The organism is Nocardia gamkensis NBRC 108242 (assembly GCF_001612985.1).
GTDB classification, from domain to species: Bacteria; Actinomycetota; Actinomycetes; order Mycobacteriales; family Mycobacteriaceae; genus Nocardia; species Nocardia gamkensis.
On record NZ_BDBM01000014.1, the window covers coordinates 95,014 to 118,227 of the forward strand.

The 23,214-nt window shown below is 68.8% G+C and carries 22 protein-coding genes and 1 pseudogene; 6 read left to right on the forward strand and 17 right to left on the reverse strand.

Annotation, left to right across the window (positions count from 1 at the left end):
* The first annotated feature begins 103 nt into the window (after positions 1-103).
* A complete protein-coding gene (locus NG1_RS13910; RefSeq protein WP_157114042.1) occupies positions 104-643 on the forward strand; it encodes a hypothetical protein in 540 nt (179 codons plus the stop codon).
* Between the two features lie 70 nt (positions 644-713).
* Here NG1_RS13910 and rpsA read toward each other — a convergent pair whose 3' ends face one another.
* The gene (gene rpsA / locus NG1_RS13915; RefSeq protein WP_062970818.1) at positions 714-2,180 is read right to left on the reverse strand and encodes a 30S ribosomal protein S1; all 1,467 of its coding nucleotides are present in this window, start codon (positions 2,178-2,180) and stop codon (positions 714-716) included.
* A gap of 240 nt (positions 2,181-2,420) precedes the next feature.
* On the opposite strand from rpsA, the gene NG1_RS13920 reads away from it, so the two are divergent.
* The gene (locus NG1_RS13920) at positions 2,421-3,272 is read left to right on the forward strand and encodes a class I SAM-dependent methyltransferase (RefSeq protein ID WP_062970820.1); all 852 of its coding nucleotides are present in this window, start codon (positions 2,421-2,423) and stop codon (positions 3,270-3,272) included.
* Here the strand turns inward: NG1_RS13920 and NG1_RS13925 are convergent.
* The 4 genes from NG1_RS13925 to NG1_RS13935 all read right to left on the reverse strand — a co-directional run bounded on the left by NG1_RS13925 (position 3,250) and on the right by NG1_RS13935 (position 6,144).
* Positions 3,250-3,558 carry a hypothetical protein gene (locus tag NG1_RS13925; RefSeq protein ID WP_157114043.1) on the reverse strand — a complete coding sequence of 103 codons (309 nt, stop codon included), beginning with the start codon at positions 3,556-3,558 and terminating at the stop codon, positions 3,250-3,252. The two genes, NG1_RS13920 and NG1_RS13925, sit on opposite strands and share 23 nt — an antisense overlap.
* Positions 3,559-3,675: 117 nt before the next feature.
* Entirely contained in the window at positions 3,676-3,834 is a 159-nt protein-coding gene (locus NG1_RS37430; protein WP_168434213.1) for a type II toxin-antitoxin system antitoxin, read from the reverse strand.
* 12 nt (positions 3,835-3,846) lie between these two features.
* Positions 3,847-4,731, reverse strand: coding sequence for an SPFH domain-containing protein (locus tag NG1_RS13930; RefSeq protein ID WP_062970824.1), 885 nt, complete (start codon positions 4,729-4,731; stop codon positions 3,847-3,849).
* Between the two features lie 78 nt (positions 4,732-4,809).
* Positions 4,810-6,144, reverse strand: coding sequence for an FAD-binding oxidoreductase (locus tag NG1_RS13935; RefSeq protein WP_062970826.1), 1,335 nt, complete (start codon positions 6,142-6,144; stop codon positions 4,810-4,812).
* 71 nt (positions 6,145-6,215) lie between these two features.
* Here NG1_RS13935 and NG1_RS13940 point away from each other — a divergent pair, with 71 nt between their 5' ends.
* Positions 6,216-7,115 (forward strand): LysR family transcriptional regulator, encoded by a 900-nt coding sequence (locus NG1_RS13940; RefSeq protein WP_062970828.1) that lies wholly within the window; start codon positions 6,216-6,218, stop codon positions 7,113-7,115.
* Positions 7,116-7,121: 6 nt separating this feature from the next.
* Here the strand turns inward: NG1_RS13940 and NG1_RS13945 are convergent, their stop codons facing one another.
* The 4 genes from NG1_RS13945 to NG1_RS13960 all read right to left on the reverse strand — a co-directional run bounded on the left by NG1_RS13945 (position 7,122) and on the right by NG1_RS13960 (position 11,120).
* Entirely contained in the window at positions 7,122-7,874 is a 753-nt protein-coding gene (locus NG1_RS13945) for an amino acid ABC transporter ATP-binding protein (RefSeq protein WP_062970978.1), read from the reverse strand.
* Between the two features lie 32 nt (positions 7,875-7,906).
* Positions 7,907-8,866 carry an amino acid ABC transporter permease gene (locus NG1_RS13950; protein WP_062970831.1) on the reverse strand — a complete coding sequence of 320 codons (960 nt, stop codon included), beginning with the start codon at positions 8,864-8,866 and terminating at the stop codon, positions 7,907-7,909.
* A 3-nt stretch (positions 8,867-8,869) separates the two neighbouring features.
* Complete coding sequence (locus tag NG1_RS13955) at positions 8,870-9,733, reverse strand: ABC transporter substrate-binding protein (RefSeq protein WP_245659900.1); 864 nt, start codon at positions 9,731-9,733, stop codon at positions 8,870-8,872.
* A 292-nt stretch (positions 9,734-10,025) separates the two neighbouring features.
* On the reverse strand, positions 10,026-11,120 hold the full coding sequence (locus tag NG1_RS13960; protein WP_062970835.1) for an isocitrate/isopropylmalate dehydrogenase family protein: 1,095 nt from the start codon (positions 11,118-11,120) through the stop codon (positions 10,026-10,028).
* Positions 11,121-11,198: 78 nt separating this feature from the next.
* On the opposite strand from NG1_RS13960, the gene NG1_RS13965 reads away from it, so the two are divergent.
* Positions 11,199-11,729 (forward strand): 2'-5' RNA ligase family protein, encoded by a 531-nt coding sequence (locus NG1_RS13965; protein ID WP_062970837.1) that lies wholly within the window; start codon positions 11,199-11,201, stop codon positions 11,727-11,729.
* A 47-nt stretch (positions 11,730-11,776) separates the two neighbouring features.
* Positions 11,777-12,148 carry a thioredoxin gene (gene trxA / locus NG1_RS13970; RefSeq protein ID WP_040866048.1) on the forward strand — a complete coding sequence of 124 codons (372 nt, stop codon included), beginning with the start codon at positions 11,777-11,779 and terminating at the stop codon, positions 12,146-12,148.
* Positions 12,149-12,324: 176 nt separating this feature from the next.
* Here the strand turns inward: trxA and NG1_RS13975 are convergent, their stop codons facing one another.
* Positions 12,325-12,762 carry a 2-isopropylmalate synthase gene (locus NG1_RS13975; protein ID WP_062970839.1) on the reverse strand — a complete coding sequence of 146 codons (438 nt, stop codon included), beginning with the start codon at positions 12,760-12,762 and terminating at the stop codon, positions 12,325-12,327.
* 426 nt (positions 12,763-13,188) lie between these two features.
* Between NG1_RS13975 and NG1_RS13980 the strand changes: the two genes are divergently transcribed.
* Positions 13,189-13,503 (forward strand): DUF6191 domain-containing protein, encoded by a 315-nt coding sequence (locus tag NG1_RS13980; RefSeq protein WP_062970841.1) that lies wholly within the window; start codon positions 13,189-13,191, stop codon positions 13,501-13,503.
* Between the two features lie 69 nt (positions 13,504-13,572).
* Here NG1_RS13980 and NG1_RS13985 read toward each other — a convergent pair whose 3' ends face one another.
* The 7 genes and pseudogenes from NG1_RS13985 to NG1_RS14010 form a co-directional block, all read right to left on the reverse strand.
* Positions 13,573-14,070: a beta-class carbonic anhydrase gene (locus NG1_RS13985; protein WP_062970843.1), complete on the reverse strand. Its 498-nt coding sequence runs from the start codon at positions 14,068-14,070 to the stop codon at positions 13,573-13,575.
* A 196-nt stretch (positions 14,071-14,266) separates the two neighbouring features.
* Positions 14,267-17,011 (reverse strand): DNA polymerase I, encoded by a 2,745-nt coding sequence (gene polA / locus NG1_RS13990; RefSeq protein WP_084498905.1) that lies wholly within the window; start codon positions 17,009-17,011, stop codon positions 14,267-14,269.
* A 109-nt stretch (positions 17,012-17,120) separates the two neighbouring features.
* A complete protein-coding gene (locus NG1_RS13995) occupies positions 17,121-18,797 on the reverse strand; it encodes a DUF885 domain-containing protein (RefSeq protein ID WP_245659897.1) in 1,677 nt (558 codons plus the stop codon).
* A gap of 108 nt (positions 18,798-18,905) precedes the next feature.
* On the reverse strand, positions 18,906-19,601 hold the full coding sequence (locus NG1_RS38260) for an ABC transporter ATP-binding protein (RefSeq protein ID WP_245548902.1): 696 nt from the start codon (positions 19,599-19,601) through the stop codon (positions 18,906-18,908).
* Positions 19,602-19,766: 165 nt separating this feature from the next.
* A pseudogene (locus NG1_RS38265) lies at positions 19,767-20,723 on the reverse strand (ABC transporter ATP-binding protein); the annotation flags it as partial.
* Entirely contained in the window at positions 20,720-22,138 is a 1,419-nt protein-coding gene (locus NG1_RS14005; protein ID WP_062970847.1) for a branched-chain amino acid ABC transporter permease, read from the reverse strand. The pseudogene NG1_RS38265 and the gene NG1_RS14005, both read right to left, overlap by 4 nt.
* Complete coding sequence (locus tag NG1_RS14010; protein ID WP_062970849.1) at positions 22,135-23,172, reverse strand: branched-chain amino acid ABC transporter permease; 1,038 nt, start codon at positions 23,170-23,172, stop codon at positions 22,135-22,137. The genes NG1_RS14005 and NG1_RS14010 overlap by 4 nt, the downstream gene beginning before the upstream one ends.
* Positions 23,173-23,214: the final 42 nt, after the last annotated feature.

Here is a 23,214-nt window from a genome sequence, read left to right on the forward strand (position 1 = left end):
TCCTACGCCGTTTCTGTCGGACCCCTGCGGCACAATAAACAGTGTCGGACGTCGATCTGGTTGCCACGCAATGTAATCCGCAACCCGAGAGATAGGGGCCCCCATGCCCGACGTCCAAGCTTCGACGCCCGACCCACGCGCCGTGGACCACGAGGAACTCGTGGCATTCGCGGCCGAGATCGAGCGGCACCGGTCTCTGCTGCGCCACGCCGCGGAGGATTATCGGTGGCGCGTGGCCCAGCGGATCGAGCACTTGGACCCGTCGGACCAAGAGCCGTTCCTGCGGCAGGCGGAGCAATTCGTCGAGTCGCTGATGATCGACCCTACCCGGCACAGCACGCTGGATCTGGATGCCTACCGAGCCATCCGCGACGGCGTACCCGTGCGATTCGACGCCGAACGCCGGGCCTACGTGTTGCGTCGTCCGGAGCGGGATCCGCTGGTGATCCGCCCCGGATTGCCGGAGCATCGGCTGGGCGTCATCGCCCGGCTGGCCTCGCTCGGGTTGCGGCTGGAGCAAATTCAAGTCGTCGCGCTCACCACCGCGCAGATGGTCGCGCCACATGAGGCGGCGCGGCGGCCCGCCCACGCGCCACAAGTCAAACGCGGCACCACGAAACCTTCGCGCCGCGAAAACGTCTGAGGGCGTCAGCGAAAACGCCTGTGCCCCAACCGGATTCCGGTTGGGGCACAGGCGTTCGGACTATTGCCTATCAGGCGTTGCCGGACAGCTTCTCACGCAGAGCCGCCAGCTGGGCGTCGCTCGCCAGCGAACCACCGGCGGACTCGGCCTGGCGCTCGGAGGACTGCGAACCGCTCTCGGAGGAGTAGTTCGACGCGCCGCCGCCGTTCGCGGCCTCGGCCGCGGCGTCGGCCGCCATCTTCTCCATCTGCGCGGTGTGCATCTTGTGGCGACGCTCCGCCTCGGCGTAGCGGCCTTCCCACTCTTCGCGCTGCTTGTCGAAGCCCTCGAGCCACTCGTTGGTGTCGGGATCGAAGCCCTCGGGGAAGATGTAGTTGCCCTGCTCGTCGTAGCTGTCGGCCATGCCGTACTTCGACGGGTCGAACTCGGCGTGGTAGTCCTCGTTGGCCTGCTTGAGGCTCAGCGAGATCCGGCGACGCTCCAGGTCGATGTCGATGACCTTGACCATCGCGTCGTCGCCGACCGCCACGACCTGGTCCGGCACCTCGACGTGGCGCTCGGCCAGCTCGGAGATGTGCACCAGGCCCTCGATGCCCTCCTCGACGCGGACGAACGCGCCGAACGGAACGAGCTTGGTGACCTTGCCCGGCACGATCTGGCCGATCGCGTGGGTGCGGGCGAACTGACGCCACGGGTCTTCCTGGGTCGCCTTGAGCGACAGCGAGACACGCTCGCGGTCCAGATCGACGTCGAGAACCTCGACGGTGACCTCGTTGCCGACCTCGACGACCTCGGACGGGTGGTCGATGTGCTTCCAGGACAGCTCGGAGACGTGCACCAGACCGTCCACGCCGCCCAGGTCGACGAAGGCGCCGAAGTTGACGATCGAGGAGACCACACCCTTGCGGACCTGGCCCTTCTGCAGCTGGTGCAGGAACTCGCTGCGGACCTCGGACTGGGTCTGCTCCAGCCAGGCGCGGCGGGACAGCACGACGTTGTTGCGGTTCTTGTCCAGCTCGATGATCTTGGCCTCGATCTCCTTGCCGACGTACGGCTGGAGATCGCGGACCCGGCGCATCTCGACCAGCGACGCGGGCAGGAATCCGCGCAGGCCGATGTCGAGGATCAGGCCGCCCTTGACGACCTCGATGACGGTGCCCTTGACGGCCTCGTCCTTCTCCTTGAGCTCCTCGATGGTGCCCCACGCACGCTCGTACTGCGCCCGCTTCTTCGACAGGATCAGGCGGCCTTCCTTGTCCTCCTTCGTGAGAACAAGGGCCTCGACCTCATCACCCACGGAAACGACCTCATTGGGGTCGACATCGTGCTTGATGGAGAGTTCGCGAGAGGGGATGACGCCTTCGGTCTTGTAACCGATGTCGAGCAGGACCTCGTCGCGATCGACCTTGACGATGGTTCCTTCGACGATGTCGCCGTCGTTGAAGTACTTGATCGTGGCGTCGATGGCGGCGAGGAAATCCTCGGCGGAGCCGATGTCGTTGACGGCTACCTGCGGCGAGGTGACGGTGGTGGGCATATGTCGGTTTGCTCCGGACGGATTGTGGTCGGTTGCGGACATTGGAACTTTCGGTACGCTGCGATCTCACCGCGAGGTGTGAAGACGGACACTTAGGAACGTACCGCACGTGACGCGCGTGAAACTCAGCACGGGTTGAACTTCGGTACGGTTGTACGGAAGACACTCGCGCGTTCAGCGTACGCGACCTCGGTCCGGGCGGGCAAACCGTCGGGTCGCCACGCCGATAGTCTGATCGGCGTGTCGGAAGATCGCCATGCGCAAGCAAACGCACTGCTCGGAACGACGGGCATCGCGCGGACCCGGATCGGATCGGCGGCCAGCAAGCTGGCCAGCCGGCGGTGGTGGGACGCCGACGCCGCCCAATACCACGAGACGCACGCGGAGTTCCTCGGCGTGGACTCCCCCGGCGGCGAGTTCGTGTGGTGCCCGGAGGGCCTGCACGAGGGCGACATGCGATTCCTCGGCGACGTCACCGGCAAGCTGGTGCTGGAGATCGGCTGCGGCTCGGCCCCGTGCGCTCGCTGGCTGGCCGGGCAGGGCGCGCGGCCGGTCGGGCTCGATCTGTCGCGCGGCATGCTGGAGCGGGGCTTGGCGGTGATGGCGCGCGGCGGCCCTCGGGTGCCGCTGGTGCAGGCGGACGCCGAGGCTCTTCCGTTCGCGGACGCGTCGTTCGATCTGGCCTGCTCGGCGTTCGGCGCCGTGCCGTTCGTCGCCGACTCCGCGCTGGTGATGCGGGAAGTCGGGCGGGTGCTGCGGCCGGGCGGGCGCTGGGTCTTCTCGGTGAACCACCCGATGCGCTGGATCTTCCCGGACGATCCCGGGCCGGCGGGCCTGACCGCCACTATCCCGTACTTCGACCGCACCCCTTACGTGGAGGTCGACGGCGACGACGTGCCCACCTACGTCGAGCACCACCGGACGATCGGCGACCGGGTCCGGGAGATCGTCGCCGCGGGACTGATGGTGGAGGACATCGTCGAGCCGGAATGGCCGGAATGGCTCGACCGGGAATGGGGACAGTGGAGCCCGCTGCGCGGCGAACTGTTCCCCGGCACGGCGATCTTCGTCACGAGGAAGCCCGGACGGTGAGGCGGCGGTCGTCGACCAGTTCGAGAATGGAGACCTCGTGGCTGACCAGTAGTATCTGCGTCGCCGGCAGGTCGATGAGCTTGCGCAATCCGTCCCGGAAGGCTTCGGCCTCCGCCACGGTGCCGAAGTCCAGCTCGACCAGCACCCGGTTGGGGTTGTGCGTGAATCGCGCCACGCGGCAGTTGCGGGCTCCCGCCTCCGCGAAGTACTGCTCGAGACCGTCGAACGCAGGCTTCCACGTGTCGTAGTCGCGCACGGTGTCGTCGATGTGCACAATCGTGGTCATCATTGCCCCTTTCGGTGATTGCCCCTTCCGGCGCGGACAGCAGGACAGTCGCTGACACCTAGCCAGTCTTCGCGCCATGGGGCCGGGGCACCATCTCTGATCGGTATCGAGGTCGTGTCACTGCGACTTCGGTTTGCGCCCGGCCTGCTCCAGCGCGAGACGCAGCGCGTACTCGATCTGGGCGTTGATACTGCGCAGGTCGTCGGCCGCCCACTTCGCGATGGCGTCGTGGACGGCCGGGTCCAGGCGTAGCAGCAGCTTCTTGCGCTCAGCCATGGGCCGCCCGCCTCACGAGTACAGCGAACCGGCGTTGACGACGGGCTGGGTGGCGCGATCACCGCACAGCACGACGAGCAGGTTCGACACCATCGCCGCCTTGCGTTCCTCGTCCAGTTCCACCACGCCCTGCTGGGCGAGCCGCTCCAGCGCCAGGCCGACCATGCCGACGGCGCCCTCGACGATCCGGGTCCGCGCGGCGACCACCTGGGCGGCCTGCTGGCGCACCAGCATGGCCTGGGCGATCTCAGGCGCGTAGGCGAGGTGGGTGATCCGCGCCTCCAGGACTTCGATACCCGCCATCTCGGTGCGATCACGCAGTTCGACGGTCAACTCCTCGGCCACTTCGGCGCCGTCACGCAGGCTGGTGCGGTCCGCTTCGTGCGCGTCGTAGGGATGCGTCGTGGCGAGGTGCCGGACGGCCGCCTCGGACTGGGTCTCGACGTACTCCTCGTAGTCGTCGACGGCGAAGGCGGCCTTGAAGCTGTCCACCACCCGGTAGACGACCACCGCGGCGATCTCCACCGGGTTGCCGTCGGCGTCGTTGACCTTGAGCTTCTGGGTCTCGAAGTTCCGCACGCGCAGCGAGATGCTCTTGCGATCGGTCAGCGGGAGCACCGAGAAGAAGCCCGGCTCGCTCACCGAGCCGATGTAGCGGCCGAAGAATTGCACCACTTTGGCCTCGTTCGGGTTCACCACGGTCAAGCCGGTCGCCGCCAGCAGCAAGACGACGACCACGACGATCGCCGCCACCGCGCCGACCACGGCGACGGCGTTGTCGTGCCGGGCGCCCACGACGAAGCCGAGCACCGCGGCGCCGCCGAACAAGAGGGTGAGCGCGAACCACCCCAGCAGCACCAGGAAACCGTTGACGTGGAACGCGGATCGAAACTGCATGACATCCTCCGAATATCAAAGTGATATCACGAAGATAGCATGACGCCGCCGCGCCACACCAGGCGCGGCGGCGGGAGATCACCCGGCGTTCGGCCGGATGTTGCGGTTGAAGCGGAACAGGTTGCGTGGATCGTGCCGGGCCTTGAGCGCGGTCAGCCGGGCGTAGGTGCCCGGCCGATAACCCGCGCGGGTCTGCGCCTCGTCCGCGTCGGCGCCCGCGCCGTAGAGAAAATTGAGGCTGTGGCCCAGCGTCCACGGCGTCAGCGCGGCACGGATGCCGGCTCGGGCCGCGGCGCCCTCCGGGCCGGTGATGATCCGCACGATGTAGGCGGCGTCGCGATGGTCCACCGCGATTCCGGCGTCGCTCGCACGAGCCAGCGCGCCACCGAGGTGACGGACGTCGACAACCGCTCCGGCGCCGGATTCCGGCCCCGCGACCTCGAGCAACGCCGCGGCCGTCTCCTCGGTGAACTCGCCGAGCAGTGCGTTGGTGGCGGCGTAGGCATGCGGATGGTCGGGGTCGCTGTGAATGGTGTGCGACTCGGTGTACGGCATCGCGCGCAGGTCGTCCCGCAGTCGTTCCCCGACCGCCCGCAGCGGTGCGACCAGACGTTCGCCTTCCTCGGCGAGACCGCTGTACGCGATGCGGATCGAGGCGACGTACCGCCCGCGCATCGGTGCGGGTACCTGCGGGATGTCCGGGAAGGCGAGCATGCTCACCGTCGAGGTCAGTTCTTCCGGCACGGTCGCGGTCCAGCGCCGCCACGCCTCCAGCGCCCGCTCGACCAGTGGCGTGTCGAACACGAGCTGTCCGCCGTACACCGTCGTGACCGGGACCAGCCCGACCTCCAGCGCCGTCACCACGCCGAAGTTGCCTCCGCTGCCGAGGACGGCGCCGAACAGCTCGTCGTCCGGTGTCAGCGTGCGCACCCGGCCGTCGGCGGTGACCAGCTCGATCGTCCGCACGTGCTCGGCGGCGTACCCGAACTGCCGCGCGAGCAGCCCGACTCCCCCGCCGAGCAGGTAGCCCACCACACCTACCGACGGCGACGAACCGTTCAACGGCGCGAGCCCGTGCTCGGCCGCGGCCTCGACCAGCGCGCCCGCGCGCACCCCCGCGCCGACCTGCGCGGTCCGGCGGGCCGGATCGATCCGGATGCCGGTCATCCGCCGCGTGCTGATCAGCACGCCGCCGTCCGTGGCGACGGACAGGCCGTGGCCGGTGGCCTGCACGGCGATCGGCAGCTCGCGGCGCGCGGCGTACTCCACGGCGGCGCGCACGTCCTCGGCGTGCACGGCGCCGACGATCAACCCCGGCCGGTGCGTGTAGGCGGTCTGGAACCCGGCGATCTCCGCGTCATAGCCCTCGTCGCCCGGACGGAAGACCCGGCCGGTGAAGATGTTGTTTCCCATGACTTCGACCCTGCTGCACGAGCAGGAAGAAGTAAAACAGATAGTTCTTCTTGTTCCTATAATGGTTGCTTATGGAATTGCGGCAGCTGCGTTACTTCGTCACGGTCGTCCAGGAGGCGAGCTTCACTCGCGCGGCGGCTCGGCTGCACCTGGCCCAGCCGGGGCTCAGCGCGCAGATCCGGCAATTGGAGCGCGAACTCGGCCACCCACTGCTGGACCGTGGCGGGCGCACGGTCACTCCGACCGAGGTCGGCGCCGCCGTCCTGCCGCACGCGCGGGCGGCGCTGGCCGCCACCGAGCGGATCACCCACACGACGGAGGAGTTCACCGGCTTGCTGCGGGGTCAGGTCCGGGTCGGGCTGATCTCCGGGGCGGCGGTCGAGGAATTCGACGTCGCCGCCGTGCTCGCCGATTTCCACCACGACCACCCGCAGATCGGTATCAGCCTGACCGAGGACACCTCCGAGCGGATGCTCGCCGCGCTCGGCCGCGGTGAGCTGGATATGGCCCTGGTCGGGATGACCGGCGCGGAACTCGACCCGGCCATCGGCATCGAAGTGGTGCTGGAGACGGCGGTGGTGGCCGCGGTGGCCGCGGCGGATCCCGGCTACGGCGACGAGGTCGCGCTCACCGGGCTGCGGGATCGCCCGCTGATCTGCCTCACGCCGGGCACCGGCATTCGCGGCGTCTTCGAGCGAGCTTGCGCGGCGGCCGGATTCGAGCCCGGCATCGCCTACGAGGCTGCGGCGCCCGCCCTGCTGCTGCGCCTCGCCGCACGCGGTCTCGGCGTCGCCGTCGTACCCGAACTCACCCCCGAGGAGGCCGCGGCTTTCGGGCTGCGGACCGTCCGCATCGTCGAGCCGGAACTGCGCGGGCGCCTGGCGCTGGCCTGGCGCACCGACCGTCCCGCGAGCCCGGCGGCCAAAGTCCTGCTCGGGCAGCTGCGCATCGCCCTGCGCGCCGACGCGTGAGTCGGCTCAGAGCAGGCGCGAAAGGAACGCCTTGGTGCGCTCGTGCCGCGGATCGGCCAGCAGTTCCCTGGGCGCTCCCGCCTCCACGACCACCCCGCCGTCCATGAAGACCAGCTGATCGGCGACCTCCCGCGCGAAGCCCATCTCGTGGGTCACCACGACCATCGTCATGCCCGAGCGAGCGAGTTCCCGCATGACCGTGAGGACCTCCCCGACCAGCTCCGGATCCAGCGCGGAGGTCGGCTCGTCGAACAGCATGAGCTTGGGGTCCATGGCCAGCGCACGGGCGATCGCCACGCGCTGCTGCTGACCGCCGGACAGCTGCGCCGGGTAGGCGTTCGCCTTGTCCGCCAGGCCGACCCGGTCCAGCAGTTCCCTCGCCCTGGTCACCGCGTCCGCCTTGCGCAGCTTCTTCACCTGGGTGGGCGCCTCGATGACGTTCTCCAGCGCGGTCCGGTGCGGGAACAGGTTGAAGTGCTGGAACACCATGCCGATCTCGCGGCGCTGCTTGGCCGCGTCGCGCGGGTGCATCTCGTAGAGCCTGCCGTTCTTCTCCCGGTAGCCCACGATCTCGCCGTCGACGTAGAGCCGGCCCGCGTTCACCTGTTCCAGGTGATTGATGCAGCGCAGGAAGGTGGACTTGCCCGAGCCGGACGGACCGATCAGGCACATCACCTCGCCGCGCCCCACTTCGAGGGAAACGCCCTTGAGTACCTGGAGCGCGCCGAAGTTCTTGCAGACCCGGTCCGCGACGATCATCGCGGGGGCGGTGGCCTTCTCGACATCCACGCTCATTTCGCCTTCTCCCCATGCTGCGCGTCGGCGAGTTGCTGTAGCTGTTTGGCGGTCAGCCGGCGGGAGACGCCGCGCGAGTAGTAGCGCTCCAAGTAGTACTGCCCGACCATGAGCACACTCGTGATGGCCAAGTACCAGGTGGCGGCGACCAGCAGCAGCGGGATGGGCTGGAAGTTCACGCCGTAGATGTCGCGCGCCCGGCCGAACAGATCGGTGCTCAGCGGGATACCGGTGACCAGCGAGGTGGTCTTCAGCATGCCGATGAGCTCGTTGCCGGTCGGCGGGATGATCACGCGCATGGCCTGCGGCAGCACCGTGCGGCGCATGGTCTGGCTCCAGGACATGCCGAGCGCGAACGACGCCTCCCGCTGCCCCTCACCGACGGAATTGATTCCGGCCCGGACGATTTCGGCCATGTAGGCGGCTTCGTTGAGACCGAGGCCGAGCACCGCGAAGGCGAACGCGGCCTGCAGGTGCTGCACGTCGAGCTGGAAGAACTGCGGCCCGAACGGGATGCCCAGGTGGATCTGCCGGTACAGCGAGGGGACCAACCCCCAGAACACCAGCTGCACGAACACCGGGGTGCCGCGGAAGATCCAGAGATACACCCAGGCCGTGCTCCGCAACACCGGATTCGGTGACAGCCGCATGACGGCGAGTGTCGTCCCGAGCGCGACCGCGATCGCCATCGCGCACACGGTCAGTTCCAGCGTCACGATGGCGCCCGCGGTGATCCGGGTGTCGAACAGGTATTTCCCGTAGGTATCCCAGCGATAGGCCGGGTTCGTCGCGGCGCCGTAGACGAACAGCGCCACCAAGACGAGGATGACCGCCGCCGCTATCCAGCGCCCCGGCCTGCGCAGCGGAACCGCTTTGATCGGCTCCGGCTCCCGCGCCTGGTCCGCTCCGCCGGGCCCGGGATCGCCGGGCGCCGGCCGAGTGTCGTCGTCCGCCATCGATCAGCTCACAGCGCCGTTGACGAGGGACTTGGTGATGGCGCCTTCCTGGACACCCCAGTTCTTCGTGATCTCGACGTACTTGCCGGTGTCGATCAGGTGCTGAACCGCCTTCTGCAGCACGGCGGCCAGCGGCGCGCCCTTGGGCACCGCCCAGCCGTAGGGGGCGGAGTCGAACACCGGGCCCGCGTTCTCGATCTTGCCGCCGCTCTGCTTGATCGCGTACGCCGTCACCGGGGAGTCGGCCGACATGGCGTCGACCTGGCCGAGCACCAGCGCGTTGGTCGCGGCGCTCTGCTCGTCGAACGGCTTGATGTCGATGGCGGGTTTGCCCTCGGCGACGCACTTGGCGCTCTTGGCGGGCACCTCGTCGGTGTGCTCCACCGTGGTGGCCTGCACGGCGACCTTCTTGCCGCAGGCGTTCTCCGGGTCGACCGGCTTGCCCTTCTGCTGGGCCCACTGGACGCCCGCGTTGAAGTAGGTGGTGAAGTCGACCTGCTGCTCGCGTTCCTTGGAGTCGGTGATCGACGACATGCCCACGTCGTAGGTTCCGGCCTGGATCGAGGGGATGATCTTCTCGAAGGCCGACTCGACGTATTCGGCCTCGACGCCGAGCACGGAGGCGACCGCGTCCATCAGGTCCACGTCGAAGCCCACGATCCGGCCGCTGGCGTCCTTGTACTCGTTCGGCTGATAGGGGATGTTCACGCCGACGACGAGCTTGCCGGACTGCTTGATCTTGTCGGGGAGTTGCGCGGCGATCTCGTCGACTTTGTCCACCTGCACCTTGGCCGCCGAGGGGCCGGTGTCCTCGGTGTTCGTAGTACAGCCCGTCAGCACCACCGCACCCGCGGCGAGCACACCCATGGTGGCTCGCAGGGCGCGCCTGCCGAGAAACGAACGATCAGACACAACAGCCCTCCACATTTCGGCTCCACGAAACCCGGGCGTCACCACCCGTTTGGCAATCTAAGCGACCAGGGCGCTCCGCGCTGGACAGTAATGCAACAGCAACACGACCGGGCGCGCCGTCCGATGCCGGTTCACCGGCGGGACACCCTACCCTCCTGGTCGCTGACCTGCGAATTCAGGACCGGGCGCGGGCCGCGCGGAGCCCCGGGCGAGCGAACGCCGACGGCGTACGAACGACCGGCTCCGGCTACCGGCGGTGCACCCTGGCGCACACCTGCTCGGTGAACTCACCGGTGGAGGCGAGCCCTCCGAGGTCGGCGGTGGCGATGCCCGCCTCGAAGGTCGCGGCCACGGCCCGCTCGATGCGCTCACCCGCCCGCGCCAAGGTCCCCTCGGCGTCCCGGGTAGCCAACCAGCGCAACAGCATCGCCGACGACAACTGCAGCGCCGCCGGGTTCGCCCGGTTGTGCCCGGCCAGCGACGGCGCCGCGCCGTGCACCGCCTGGGCCATCGCCGTGGTAGCCGAACAGTTCAGCGACGCGGCCAGCCCGAGCGATCCGCTCAACTCCCCGGCCAGGTCGGACAGGATGTCACCGAACAGGTTCTCGGTGACCAGTACGTCGTAGTCGGCGGCGGCTCGGACCAGGTGCGCGGCCGCCGCGTCGACGTGTTCGTCGTCCACCTCGATCCCCGGGTACGCCCCGCCGACCTCGCGGCAGACGTCGCGGAACAGCCCCATCGTCAACGGCAGGACATTGGCCTTGTGCACGATGGTCACCCGCTTGCGCCGTGTCGCGGCCAGCCGGAACGCCTCGTGCGCGATCCGCTCGCAGGCCGCACGGGTCACCAGCCCCACCGACATCGCGACGTCAGGCGTCGGCCGGAACTCCCCCGACCCGGCGAACATGTTGCGGTCGGCGTAGAACCCTTCGCTGTTCTCCCGGACGATCACCAGGTCGATGTCCGGCGCCGCGGCGCGCACACCGGCGAAGGCCCGCGCGGGACGGATGTTGGCGTAGAGGCCGAAATGCTTGCGGATCAGGCCGCCGGGCGCGACGCGATGTTCGGCCGGATAGGACGCGTTGTCGTGCGGGCCGAGAATCCACGCGTCCACCCCGGCCAGCTCCTCGAGCGTCTGCTCGGGCAATGGGGTGCCGAACTCGGCGATGGCGCGGTGCCCCATGAGCAGCGGCACCCATTCGACCGGCGGGGCTCCCGCGGCGGCCAGCGCCTCGTCGACCACCTGCCCGGCCGCTCGCACCACCTCGGGGCCGATACCGTCGCCATCGATCAGGCCGAGCCGCAGCGCCCGGTTCCGGCGGGGTTGGTTCGCGTCGTTCACCGCAACATCCTCCCGCCGACGCGCCCGGCTGCCCGAAGCGGCCCGCGGACACGCCGATTGCGGTTACCTTCGGGGACCATGGTGCAGTCGGTCGAACTACTCCTCGACGAGGCCGCCGACGCCGAGATCCGCGGGCAGTGGCAACTGCTCGCGGAGGCCGGTGTGCGCAGCCTCGCCGCGCGCACCGACGAGTCCAATCGTCCGCACATCACCGCCGCGGTGGCAAAGCAGATCTGGCCGCGCATCGAGCAGGCGCTCGACGAGCAGATCTTCGCGCCGATCCCGGTACGGCTCGGTGGCGTGGTGGTCTTCGGTGCGCGCCGTTGCATCCTGGTGCGGCTGGTGGTGCCGACCGAGGCGCTGCTCACCCTGCACCGCCGGATCTTCCACACGATCTCCCCGTGCCCCGGCGTGCCCGCCAACGTGCAACCGGACGCGTGGACCCCGCACATCACCCTGGCCAGGCGGGTGCCGCCGCACCAACTCGGCGAGGCGATCCACGCCGTCGCCAGGGACCGGGATTTTCCGGCGACCGTGCTGGGTATCCGTCGATGGGACGGGGATCAGCGGCGCGAGTGGCCGGTCGGCCGGATCCGCCGTGGAAGATAACCGGAGCAGCCCGCGTTGTAGCAGGCACACCGAAACGAGAGGACGTCATGGCCACCCAGACGCTGACCCAGCAGAACTTCGACGAGGTAGTCACCGGAAACGACGTGGTACTCGTCGATTTCTGGGCCGATTGGTGCGGTCCGTGCAAGAGTTTCGCACCGACTTTCGAGGCCTCCTCCGCCAAGCACCCCGACGTGGTGCACGGAAAGGTCGACACCGAATCCGAGCAGGGCCTCGCGGCGGCCGCGAACATCCGCTCCATTCCGACGATCATGGCTTTCCGGGAGGGCGTGCTGGTGTTCGCGCAGCCCGGCGCGCTGCCGCCCGCGGCGCTCGAGGATCTGGTGAGCCAGGTCAAGGCGCTGGACATGGACGAGGTGCGCAAGCAGATCGCCGAGCAGCAGCAGGCCGCCGAGTAGCAGACCGACGGTGGACCACGCGGCGCGACAGGCCTTGCGCCGCAATGGTATTGATTCGGGCCCGGGTACGGACAGGCGAATGCGGCAGTCCGTATCCGGGCCCGCACCACGTCCGGCGCCGGTCAGCGTCCGACCGCGGGGCGACGTGCTGCCGCCCCGCGGTCGAACGCCGGATCTCAGGACACGCCGAGCAGGTTGACGCCCGCGATCATGGCGCGGACCGTCGACTCGGCGCCGTCGTCCGCGATCGCCGCGCCCCAGCCGCGCCTGCCGTTGCATTCGCACTGCACGAACGTGGCGGTGCCCTCGGCGGTGCGCCGCTGGTGGAATTGCAGGATCTCCACCGGATAGCCCTCCTCGTAGAGGGCCGAGGTCATCGCCGCGACGGGGCTGCCGGTGGCGATGACGGTCCGCAAATGGCCTGCGAACTCCAGCGTGGCGGTGAACTCCGCGGTCCTGGCGCCCGCGGGCGACCATTCGCCGAGGCGGATCGGACCGCCGTGCGCACAGTAGCGGCTGTGGAACTCCGCCGAGGTCAGCCCGGCCGCTTCGGCACGTAGGGCCTTGGGAGCGGCGGCGTGGAACAGGTCTGTATCAAGAGTCAGGATGGTCATTGAAAGTAGGTCTTCCCGAAGAATGTCGTGGCTCAGTTGACAGAGGGGACCAGCACTAACAAGTGGAAAAGCCCGCAGCGAGGGGGCCGGCCCGGATCAGACCCCGCTACGGCGGGCTACTACGAGAACTCGGGGACGCGGCGCCACCGTCGCGGTGAGCGGAAGTAGCTCGGCGCGAACCTCGGACTCGGAGGCGGTAGCCTGCGCAGCCACGGAGGGCCCGATGAGCGACGCCGAAAGCAGAGCGCTGTCGCGGTCTGCGACGGTGAGCGCTGCACTGCGGCGGTCGGCGGGATTCGGCACGGCATCGAGGATAGGGACATCGCGGCGCAATAGCAACCACATCCGATGCCCGATTTGTCTACTGACGAGTACCATCCCTGCAGTTCAGGACGTTGCGGCCGGTACGAGGGTAGCGTCGGTGACATGGGTCTCCTCGTGGCCATGACCATTCCAGGTCTGGCGGTGCTGCTCATCGTCCTGGCCTTCGCCGAAGTGGCCTGGAACAGGCTCACCGGCAGCCGAGCACTGCCCTGGACTCGCGCGCGGTCCGGCCGCCCCGTGGCCGCCGCGGGCTTCGAGGAGGTCACGGCAGTCTTCCAGGGCGGCAAACACCACGAGTTCGAGCAGCGCCTGACGACGCTGATGCACCGGGAGGACCCCTCCGACGGCGCGCCGCCGCGCGACGACGTGGACCTCACAGCGGGTTCGGCGCGCCTCGTTCCGCACCGGCTCCCGTGAAATACGCCGGAACACAGTGAGATCCGGGGAATCTCACCCGGACCTCACTGGCATAGTGGGAAATTCGCCTTACCGGCGAGCAAGGACCTCGTTCAGTTTGCCGGTGGCCACGTCGAACACGAAACCGCGGATCGAGTCCTTGTGCGGCACGAACGGACTGGCGACGATGCGCGCGATCGATTGGCGCACATCGGTTTCCAGGTCGGAGAACGACTCCGCCGACCACTCCGGCTTGATGCCGGTCTCCTCCTGGATGCTCGCCTTGAAGTCGTCGTCGGTGAAGGTGAGCATGCCGCAATCGGTGTGGTGGATCAGGATGATCTCCCTCGTCCCGAGCAGTCGCTGGCTGATCGCCAGCGAGCGGATCTCGTCGGAGGTGATCACGCCGCCCGCGTTGCGGATGACGTGCGCCTCGCCCTCGGCGAGGCCGAGCGCGCCGTAGACGTTCAGCCGCGCGTCCATGCACGCGACCACGGCAACGCCCTTCGAGGGCGGTAGCGGCAGCGGGCCTCGGAAGGTGCTCGCGTAGGCCGCGTTGTTCTCCAGGTACTCATCGGTGACAGTCATGGGCCATCCCCTGCGCTCGGTATGCGTGAATCCCTCGGTACGACCAGCCCCACGGTAGGTGGCCGCGCGGCACGGGACATCCGTCCCGTTCACCGTGATTCGTTTACTTGCACGCGGCGGCCCGATGGTAGCTCTCCGGATGCCGGATGCCGGGCCCCTGCGGTCGGGCCCGGCATGTCCTCCCGCGCCGCGCCGGTCAGTGCGCGGCGGAGTCCCAGCTGTGGCCGACGCCGACCGATACCTCCAGCGGCACGGAAAGGGCGATGGCGGCGGACATCTGCTCGCGTGCCAGCGCCTCGAGCGTCTCTCGTTCCCCGTCGGCGACCTCGAACAGCAGTTCGTCGTGGATCTGCAACAGCATCCTGGAGCGCAGCCCCGCCTCGCGCATCGCCCGGTGCACGTTGATCATCGCCACCTTGATGATGTCGGCCGCGGTGCCCTGGATCGGGGCGTTGAGCGCCATCCGCTCGGCCGATTCCCGGCGCTGCCGGTTGCTGGAGTCCAGATCGGGCAGGTAGCGGCGGCGGCCGAACAGCGTCTCGGTATAGCCGACCTTGCGCGCCTGCTCCACCACCTCGTAGAGGTAGTCGCGGATGCGGCCGAAGCGGGCGAAGTAGACCTCCATCTGCTCCTTCGCCTCGGTGGTGCTGATCTTCAGCTGCGCGGACAGGCCGTAGGAACTCAACCCGTAGGCCAGGCCGTAGGACATCGCCTTGATCCGGCGGCGCAGTTCCGGACTCACTTCGGAGATCGGGATGTCGAAGGCTTTGGATGCCACGAAGGTGTGCAGGTCCTCACCGGAGTTGAACGCCTCGATCAGCCCCTCGTCCCCGGACAGGTGCGCCATGATCCGCATCTCGATCTGGCTGTAGTCGGCGGTCATCAGCGACTGGTAGCCGGAGCCGACCACGAAGGTGTCGCGGATCTGCCTGCCGGTGTCGGTGCGGATCGGGATGTTCTGCAGATTCGGTTCGGTCGAGGACAGCCGCCCGGTGGCCGCGATCGTCTGGTTGAACGTGGTGTGGATGCGGCCGTCGTCGGCGACGCATTTGAGCAGTCCGTCGACGGTGACCTTGAGGCGGGTGGCGTCGCGGTGCCTGAGCAGATGCTCCAGGAACGGGTGCTGGGTCTTCTCGTACAGCGACTCCAGCGCGTCCGCGTCGGTGGTGTAGCCGGTCTTGGTGCGCTTGGTCTTCGGCATGTCCAGCTCGTCGAACAGCACCACCTGCAACTGCTTGGGCGAGCCGAGGTTGATCTGCTTGCCGATCACCTCGTAGGCCGCCTCCGCCGCCTCGGCCACCCGGTCGGCGAACTGCCGCTGCAGCGTCGCGAGCTGGTCGGTGTCCACCGCGATGCCCGCCTCTTCCAAGGTGGACAGCACGCCCAGCAGCGGCAGTTCCATCTCCGCCAGCAGCGGGGTGGCCTCGATCTGGGCCAGTTCCCCGTCGAGCGCGTCGGCCAGGTCCGCGACGGCACGCGCGCGCAGCATCTGCGCCCGCGCCAGCTCGGCGTCGACGGCGTCCTCTTCGTCGAGCAGCGACAGCTGCGCGGTCTCGCCGGTCTCGGCGCGCAACTCCCGGTGCAGGTAGCGCAGCGACAGGTCGTCGAGGTTGAACGTGCGCTGGCCCGGGCGAACCAGATACGCCGCCAGCGCGGTGTCGCTGGCCAGCCCGCCGAGGGTCCAGCCGCGGCCGCGCAGCGCGTGCACGGCGGCCTTGGCCTCGTGCAGCGCCTTCGGCACCGCCGGGTCGGCGAGCCAGGCGCCCAGCGCGGCCTCGTCCTCGGGGGTGAGCACGGTGACGTCGATGTAACCGCTCTCGCCGTCGCCCGCCGCGATGGCCAGCGCGCGGACGTCACCACCGGCCGGGGAGCCCGTGCCGAGAATCGAGACGCCGTGGCGCACACCGGCTTTCGCGTGCTCGCCGAGCCAGTCCGCGACCGCGCCGATCTCCAGCGCGCCGCCGCTGATCTCGAATCCCGCCTCCGCCTCCGGCTCCGGCGGCGCCAGCGTCTCGAACAGCCGGTCGCGCAGCACGCGGAATTCGAGGTCGTCGAACAGCTGATGGATCTTCTCGCGATCCCACGGCCCCTGCGCCAGCTGGTCGGGGGTGTAGGGCAGCGGCACGTCCCGCATCAGCTCGGTGAGCTGCCGGTTGAGCACCACGCTGCTCAGGTTCGCCCGCAGCGCGTCACCGACCTTGCCCTTCACCTGATCGACCTTCTCGACCAAGGTGTTCAGGTCGCCGTACTCGCGGATCCACTTGGCGGCGGTCTTCTCCCCCACGCCCGGGATGCCGGGCAGGTTGTCGCTCGGGTCGCCGCGCAGCGCCGCGTAATCGGGGTACTGGTTGGGCGTGAGGCCGTATTTCGCCATCACCTCGTCCGGGGTGAACCGGGTCAGGTCGGAGACGCCCTTGCGCGGGTACAGCACCGTGACGTTCTCGTTCACCAACTGGATGGAGTCCCGGTCGCCGGTGACGATCAACACGCGGAAACCCGCGGCCGTCGCCTGCGTGGTGAGCGTGGCGATGAGGTCGTCGGCCTCGAAGCCCTCGATCGCCATCACCGGGATGCCCAAGGCGCCCAGCACGTCCTTGGTGAGTTCGACCTGGCCGCGGAACTCGTCCGGGGTGGCGCTGCGATTGGCCTTGTACTCCGGGTACGCCTCGGCGCGGAAGGTCTGGCGCGAGACGTCGAACGCCGCGGCCACGTGCGTGGGCTTCTCGTCGCGCAGCAGGTTGATCAGCATCGCGGTGAAGCCGTAGACCGCGTTCGTGGTCTGCCCGGTGACCGTCTTGAAGTTCTCCGCGGGTAGCGCGAAGAACGCGCGATAGGCGATCGAATGCCCGTCCAGCAACAGCAACGTCGGCCGGTCTCCCGAGCCGGGATCGCCGGAGCCGGACGCGGGGGCGGGACGCGGAGCGGTCGTGGGTGAACTCACGCCCCAGAGTCTAGGGACCGGCACCGACAAGGCGATACGCCGACACCCAGGTGCCCCCGGCGCCGGACTTCCGGCTCACGGGACGCGCGTCGATCGCGCCCCGCGGCTGTCACAGCGTGGCGACCAGTTCTCGCAGCACCGGCAGGCTCACCGATCCGGAGCCGAGCACCACGTCGTGGAATGCCTTGATGTCGAAGTCCGCGCCGAGCCGCTCGGTGGCCGCCACCCGCTGGCGCAGGATCTCCAGCTGGCCGACCTTGTAGGCGACCGCCTGCCCCGGCATGGCGATGTAGCGGTCCACCTCGACGGTGATCTCGGCCAGCCCGACCGGCGCGTTGGCCACCATGAAGTCGATGGCCCGCTGCCTGCTCCACCCCTTCGCGTGCAAGCCGGTGTCGACCACCAGACGGCAGGAGCGCCACGAGTCTCCGGCCAGCATGCCGAGCCGGCCCAGATCGTCCTCGTACAAACCCATTTCGTCGGCCAGCCGCTCGGTGTAGAGCGCCCACCCTTCGACGAAAGCGGTGTTGGCGAAGGACTGGCGCTGGAAGCGCGGCAGATGGTCGAGTTCGTTGGCGATGGTGAGTTGCAGGTGATGGCCGGGGATCGCCTCGTGGTAGGCCACCGACGCGGTCTCGTACCGGCCGCGGCCGGTGGGATGGTGCTGGTTGACGAAATACGTGCCGGGCCGGGAACCGTCGGCGGCGGGCGGAAAGTAGTACGCCGCGGGCGAATCCGCGGCCAGGAATTCCGGCACCGGGACGATGTCGCAGGACTCCTTCGGCAGGCGCCCGAACCAGTTCCCCATCTCGGTGCCCGCCATGGCCAGCGCTCGGCGGGCGTCGAACATGATCTGCTCCGCGTCGTCGTAGCACAGCGCGGGATCGTCACGCAGGCGGGCGAAGATCTCACCGAGATCGCCGGTGCCGAACAGGCGCGCGCCCACCGTCGCGTACTCCTCGCGCAGCTTCGCCAGCTCGGTGAGCCCGAGGTCGTGGATCTCGTCGGCGCCCAGATCGGGCAGCGTCGTGTGGTGGCGCAGCAGTCGCTGGTAGATGTCCTCGCCGTCGGCGCCGAGCCAGCCGAGGCCGGGCCGGTCGTCGGGACGGGCGGCGGGCAGCAGCTCGTCGTACAGCGCGTCGCGGTAGACCTGGAACGCGGGCCGGATGACATCCCGCGTCACGTCGGCCATTTCGGAGCGCCACGCGGCCTCGCCGTCCCAGCCCTCCGGTCCCGCGAAGGTGACGAACGGGTCGGCGGCGAGGTCGGAATCCAGGTAGCCGTCCAATTGGTTGAGCGAACGCTCGATGGTGATCCGCGCGGGCGCTCGTCCGGCGGCCAGGCCCGCGCGGAACCGTTCCACGGCCTGGCCGAGCATGTCACCGAACTGCCGGTAGCGCCGCACCAGTGCCAGCGCGTGCTCGGGCCGCGGCGCGTTCGTCTGCGGCGCCACCATCAGCACGCCCGCGTGCACGCCGTTCATCTGGTCGGAGGCCATCTCCACCGGCCGCCATTCCAGATGCTCGACCGCGCCGCTCAACTCGGTGCGCAACAGGCTGCGAGTGATGCGGTCGGTCGGGCTCAACGGCTCCGCGTCGAGCGCGTCGACCGCGCGCAGCAGATCGCGCCAGGTCGACAGCAACCGCTGCTCCGCGTCGACGGACAGATCCTCGATCCGATCGTCGAAGCGGCGGTCGCCGAGCAAGGTAGCCTCGCTCGGCGCCGCCTCGAGCACACTGTCCCAATACCGCTCGGCCAGGCTCATCAGCTCGTCGTGACCATCCATGGTCACGATCATGCCTCGAGCCGGCCCGCGCGGCACCGGAGTCGGCGCGCCCGCGGGCACCGGGCACGCATGACACGTCCCCGGGCCCGCGCACGGCGAGGCGGGCGCCTAACCCACGCCCAGATACGCCGATTTCACCGCGGGATCTGTGAGCAGTTCCGCGCCGCGACCGGTTTTGGTGACCTCACCGGTCTCCATGATGTAGGCGCGGTCGCTGCGGGCCAGCGCCTGCTGGGCGTTCTGCTCCACCAGCAGCACCGTGGTGCCCTGCTGGTTGATCTCGCTGATGATCCGGAAGATCTGCTGGATCACCATGGGCGCCAGGCCCATCGACGGCTCGTCGAGCAGCAGCAGCCGCGGCCGTGCCATCAGCGCGCGGGCGATGGCGAGCATCTGCTGCTCACCGCCGGAGAGCGTGCCGCCCACCTGCTTGCGCCGCTCTAGCAGCCGGGGAAACAGTTCGAACACCCACTCCAGCGTCCGGTCGTACTCGGCCTTCTGCTTGAAACCCCTTCCATAGCAACCCATGTCGAGGTTCTCCTGCACCGTCATACCGGGGAACACGCCCCGGCCCTCCGGCGCCTGGATCAGCCCGTGCGTCACCCGCTCGTGCGCCTTCATCCGGGTGATGTCGCGGCCCTCGAACATGATCCGGCCGCGGGTCAGCGGCAGCAGCCCGGACATCGCGCGCATCGACGTCGTCTTGCCCGCGCCGTTGGCGCCGAGCAGGGTGACCAGTTCGCCCTCGGCGACGCTCAGCGAGATCCCGTGCAGCGCCTGGATCCTGCCGTAGTTGACGACCATGTCCTCGACTTCGAGCAGCGGGGCTCCCCGGCCGGCGCCCACGGGCGCGCGCGTCGCCTCCGGCACCGGCTCGGTGACCGCCGTCCTGCCGAGCGGCACCGCTGCGGGCTCCGGATCAGACGGTGACACGTCTTCGCCGTCTTCCGTTGCCGGAGAACCGGATTCACTCACCTCGGTATCCGGCACGCCGAGGTACGCGGCGATCACGGCGGGGTTGTCCCGGATGTCCGCGGGCAGCCCGTCGGCGATCTTGCGGCCGAACTCGAGCACCACGATCCGGTCGGTCACGCCCATGACCAGCCGCATGTCGTGCTCGATCAGCAGCACGGTGAACCCGTCGTCGCGGATCTTGCGGATCAGATCCATGAGCGCGGACTTCTCACTCGGATTGAACCCGGCCGCGGGCTCGTCCAGGCACAGCAGTTTCGGCTCGGTGGCCAGCGCGCGGGCGATCTCCAGGCGACGCTGGTCGCCGTAGGACAGATTGCGCGCCTTCTCCACCGCGCGCGGGGCGATGCCGACGAACTCCAGCAGCGCCATGCCGCGCTCGATGGCGTCGCGTTCCTCACGCCGATGCCGCGGCGTGCGGAACACCGCGCCGGGCACCGAGGTCCGGTGCCGTGCGTCGGTGCCGACCACGACGTTCTCCAAGGCGGTCATCTCGCCGAAGAGCCGCACGTTCTGGAACGTGCGCGCGATGCCGAGGCGGGTGATCGCGTTGCGCTTGGTCTTGGTCAGTGGCTTGCCGTCGAAGTACACCAGCCCGGAGGCGGGCTGGTAGACACCGGTGATCGCGTTGAAGCAGGTGGTCTTGCCCGCACCGTTGGGCCCGATGAGACCGAGGATCTCGCCGCGGCGGATCTCGAAACTCACCTGGTCCAGGGCGGTGAGACCGCCGAACCGCACCGTCAGGCCCTCGGTGCGCAGCAGCGGCTCGCCCACCGCGGTCTCGATATCGCGGTGCGGCGCGACGACTTCCGCGACGGTCTCGGCGTCGGCGAGGTCCGGGATCACCTGGGTGACGTCGACCGTGCCCGCCGACTCCGGCTGCGGTTCGGCCACGTAGCCCGCGGCCATGTCCTCGTTGTCGAACAGCGCGTCGCCCGCGCCCGGCCCGGTCATCGTCCCGCTCCGATCGGCTCGGCGGCGACCGGTCTGCGCACGGCCAGATACACCTGCCTGCCGTAGGTGAGCAGCTTCTGGCGCACCGGGAACAGACCCTGCGGACGCAAGATCATCATCACCACCAACGCGATACCGAAATACAGATATTTGAGGTCGCCCAGTGACTGCGCGCCGCCCTTGCGGAAGAGCAGCACGCTGCCGAGCAACAGCAGCGCCAGCACGCCGGTCACCACCATGCCGGTGATCACGCCGCGCCGTGGCCAGACGCTCAGCCTGCCGGCCCACAACCGCCAGGCGACGATCAGCGCGACGAACACCGCGACATCGATCGCCAGCAGGACATACCCGGTCGACTCGTTGCTGACCAGGTTCACCGACTGCAGCCGCGCGGGCAGGTAGGCGATGACGAACGCGCCGAAGATCACTCCGAGTTTGTTGCCCTGCCCGCCGATCACCACCGCGCACAGGAACAGCATCGAGTTGATGATGTTGAAGCCGGTGGGGTTGATGAACTGCACCTGCCCGGCGTAGATCGCGCCGGACATGCCGCCCACCGCGGCGCCGATCATGAAGGCCCACAGCTTGAACTTGAACGTCGGCACGCCCATGATCTCGGCCGCGTCCTCGTCCTCGCGGATGGCCACCCAGGCGCGGCCGACCCGGCTGCGCTCCAGGTTGCCGACCACCAGCAGCACCACGACGACCAGCGCCATGCCGAACCAATACCAGTAGGTGCCGTAGCTGGCGCGGTCGAGGAGGTTGACGCTGTCGGGGTCGCCGCTGTTGCCGCCGGAGAACACGCCCTCCGGTTTGCTCGCGGATTCGCCCACGTGCGGGTAGGCCACACCCGACAGCCCGAGGCTGCCGTTGGTGATCTCGGTGAGGTTCTCGGCGAGCAGGCGCACGATCTCACCGAAGCCGAGGGTCACGATCGCCAGATAGTCGCCACGCAGCCGCAGCGTCGGCGAACCGAGGATCAGGCCGGATACCGCGGTCACCGCCACCGCGATCGGCAGGCAGGCCAGCCATGCCCACTTCGGATCGAGCCAGCCGCCGTCGGTCTGGTTCCACGGGCTGTTGGGGCTGGTGAGCAGGCCGACGGTGTAGGCGCCGACGGCGTAGAAACCGACGTAGCCCAGGTCGAGCAGGCCCGCCTGCCCGACCACCACATTGAGGCCGATGGCCAGCAGCGCGTACATCGCGACCTGCGCCATCACCAGGCCGAAGTTGTAGGAGGGGGTGTTCAGCAGCGGCGGCGGGAACAGCGGCAGCAGCGCGAGCAGCAGAAGGATCGGGACGCCGACGCCCCACTGCGCGGGCCTGCTCAGGCCGTCCCACCAGGTGCGGAGCGCATCGCCGAGGCCGCGGCGCGCGGTGTCCGGCGCGGACGCCGTCTTGGTCGTGTCGGTCATGCGCGCGCCCTTCCGAGACTCTCGCCGAGGATGCCGGTCGGGCGAACCATCAGCACCAGGACCAGCACCACGAACGCGACCACGTCGCGCCACTCGGTGCCGAAGAGGATCTGGCCGTATTGCTCCACCACACCGAGCAGCAGGCCGCCGAGCAGCGCACCGCGCAGATTGCCGATGCCGCCGAGCACCGCGGCGCTGAACGCCTTGATGCCGAGGACGAACCCGCCGGAGTAGATGATCCCGTTCGGGATCTTCAGCGTGAACAGCATCGCCGCCGCGCCCGCGAGCACGCCGCCGATGAGGAAGGTCAGCATGATGACCCGTTCACGCGAGACGCCCATCAGCGTCGCGGTGTCCGGGTCCTGGGCCACGGCCCGGATGCCGCGGCCGAACTTCGTCCGGTTGATCAGCACCTCGGTGGCGATCGCCAGCACCACCGCCGCCGCGACGATCAGCAGCATGATGTTGGTGACGTCCGCACCGCCGAAACTGAACTGAATGGTCGGCTCGACCAGCCGGATCGGCTGCTGAGCGTTGGTGCCACCGAGATCGGGGCGCAGCTTCGGCAACACGAAGTGCACCAGCTCCTGCAGCACGAACGACATGCCGATCGCCGTGATCAGGAAGGCCAGCGGTTTCGCGCCCCGTTTACGCAGGGGCCGGTAGGCCACCCGCTCCAATCCGACGGCCGCGCCGCCGGATACCAGCATGCCCACGATCATCGCCAAGCCCAGGTAGACGACGGTGAGCACCACACCCTGGGTGTAAACGTCCGGACTCGCCACGAATCCGAAGATCATCAAACCGACCAATTGCCCGAACAGCCCGAGCATGAAAATTTCCGAATGGGCGAAATTGATCAGCCGCAATACGCCGTAGACCAAGGTGTAGCCCACGGCGACCAACGCGTAGATGGCGCCGTATGTCACGCCGTCGACGGTCAGCCGCCAGAAACTGTCGACCAACCCCTCGTAGTTGAAGTCGATCGAACCGGCAGCGAGTTGAACCCCACCGGCCGATAGCGTTTGTTTCATTGTTTTCTGCCCCTCATCCTTTCGCCCACCGAACAACGGCAC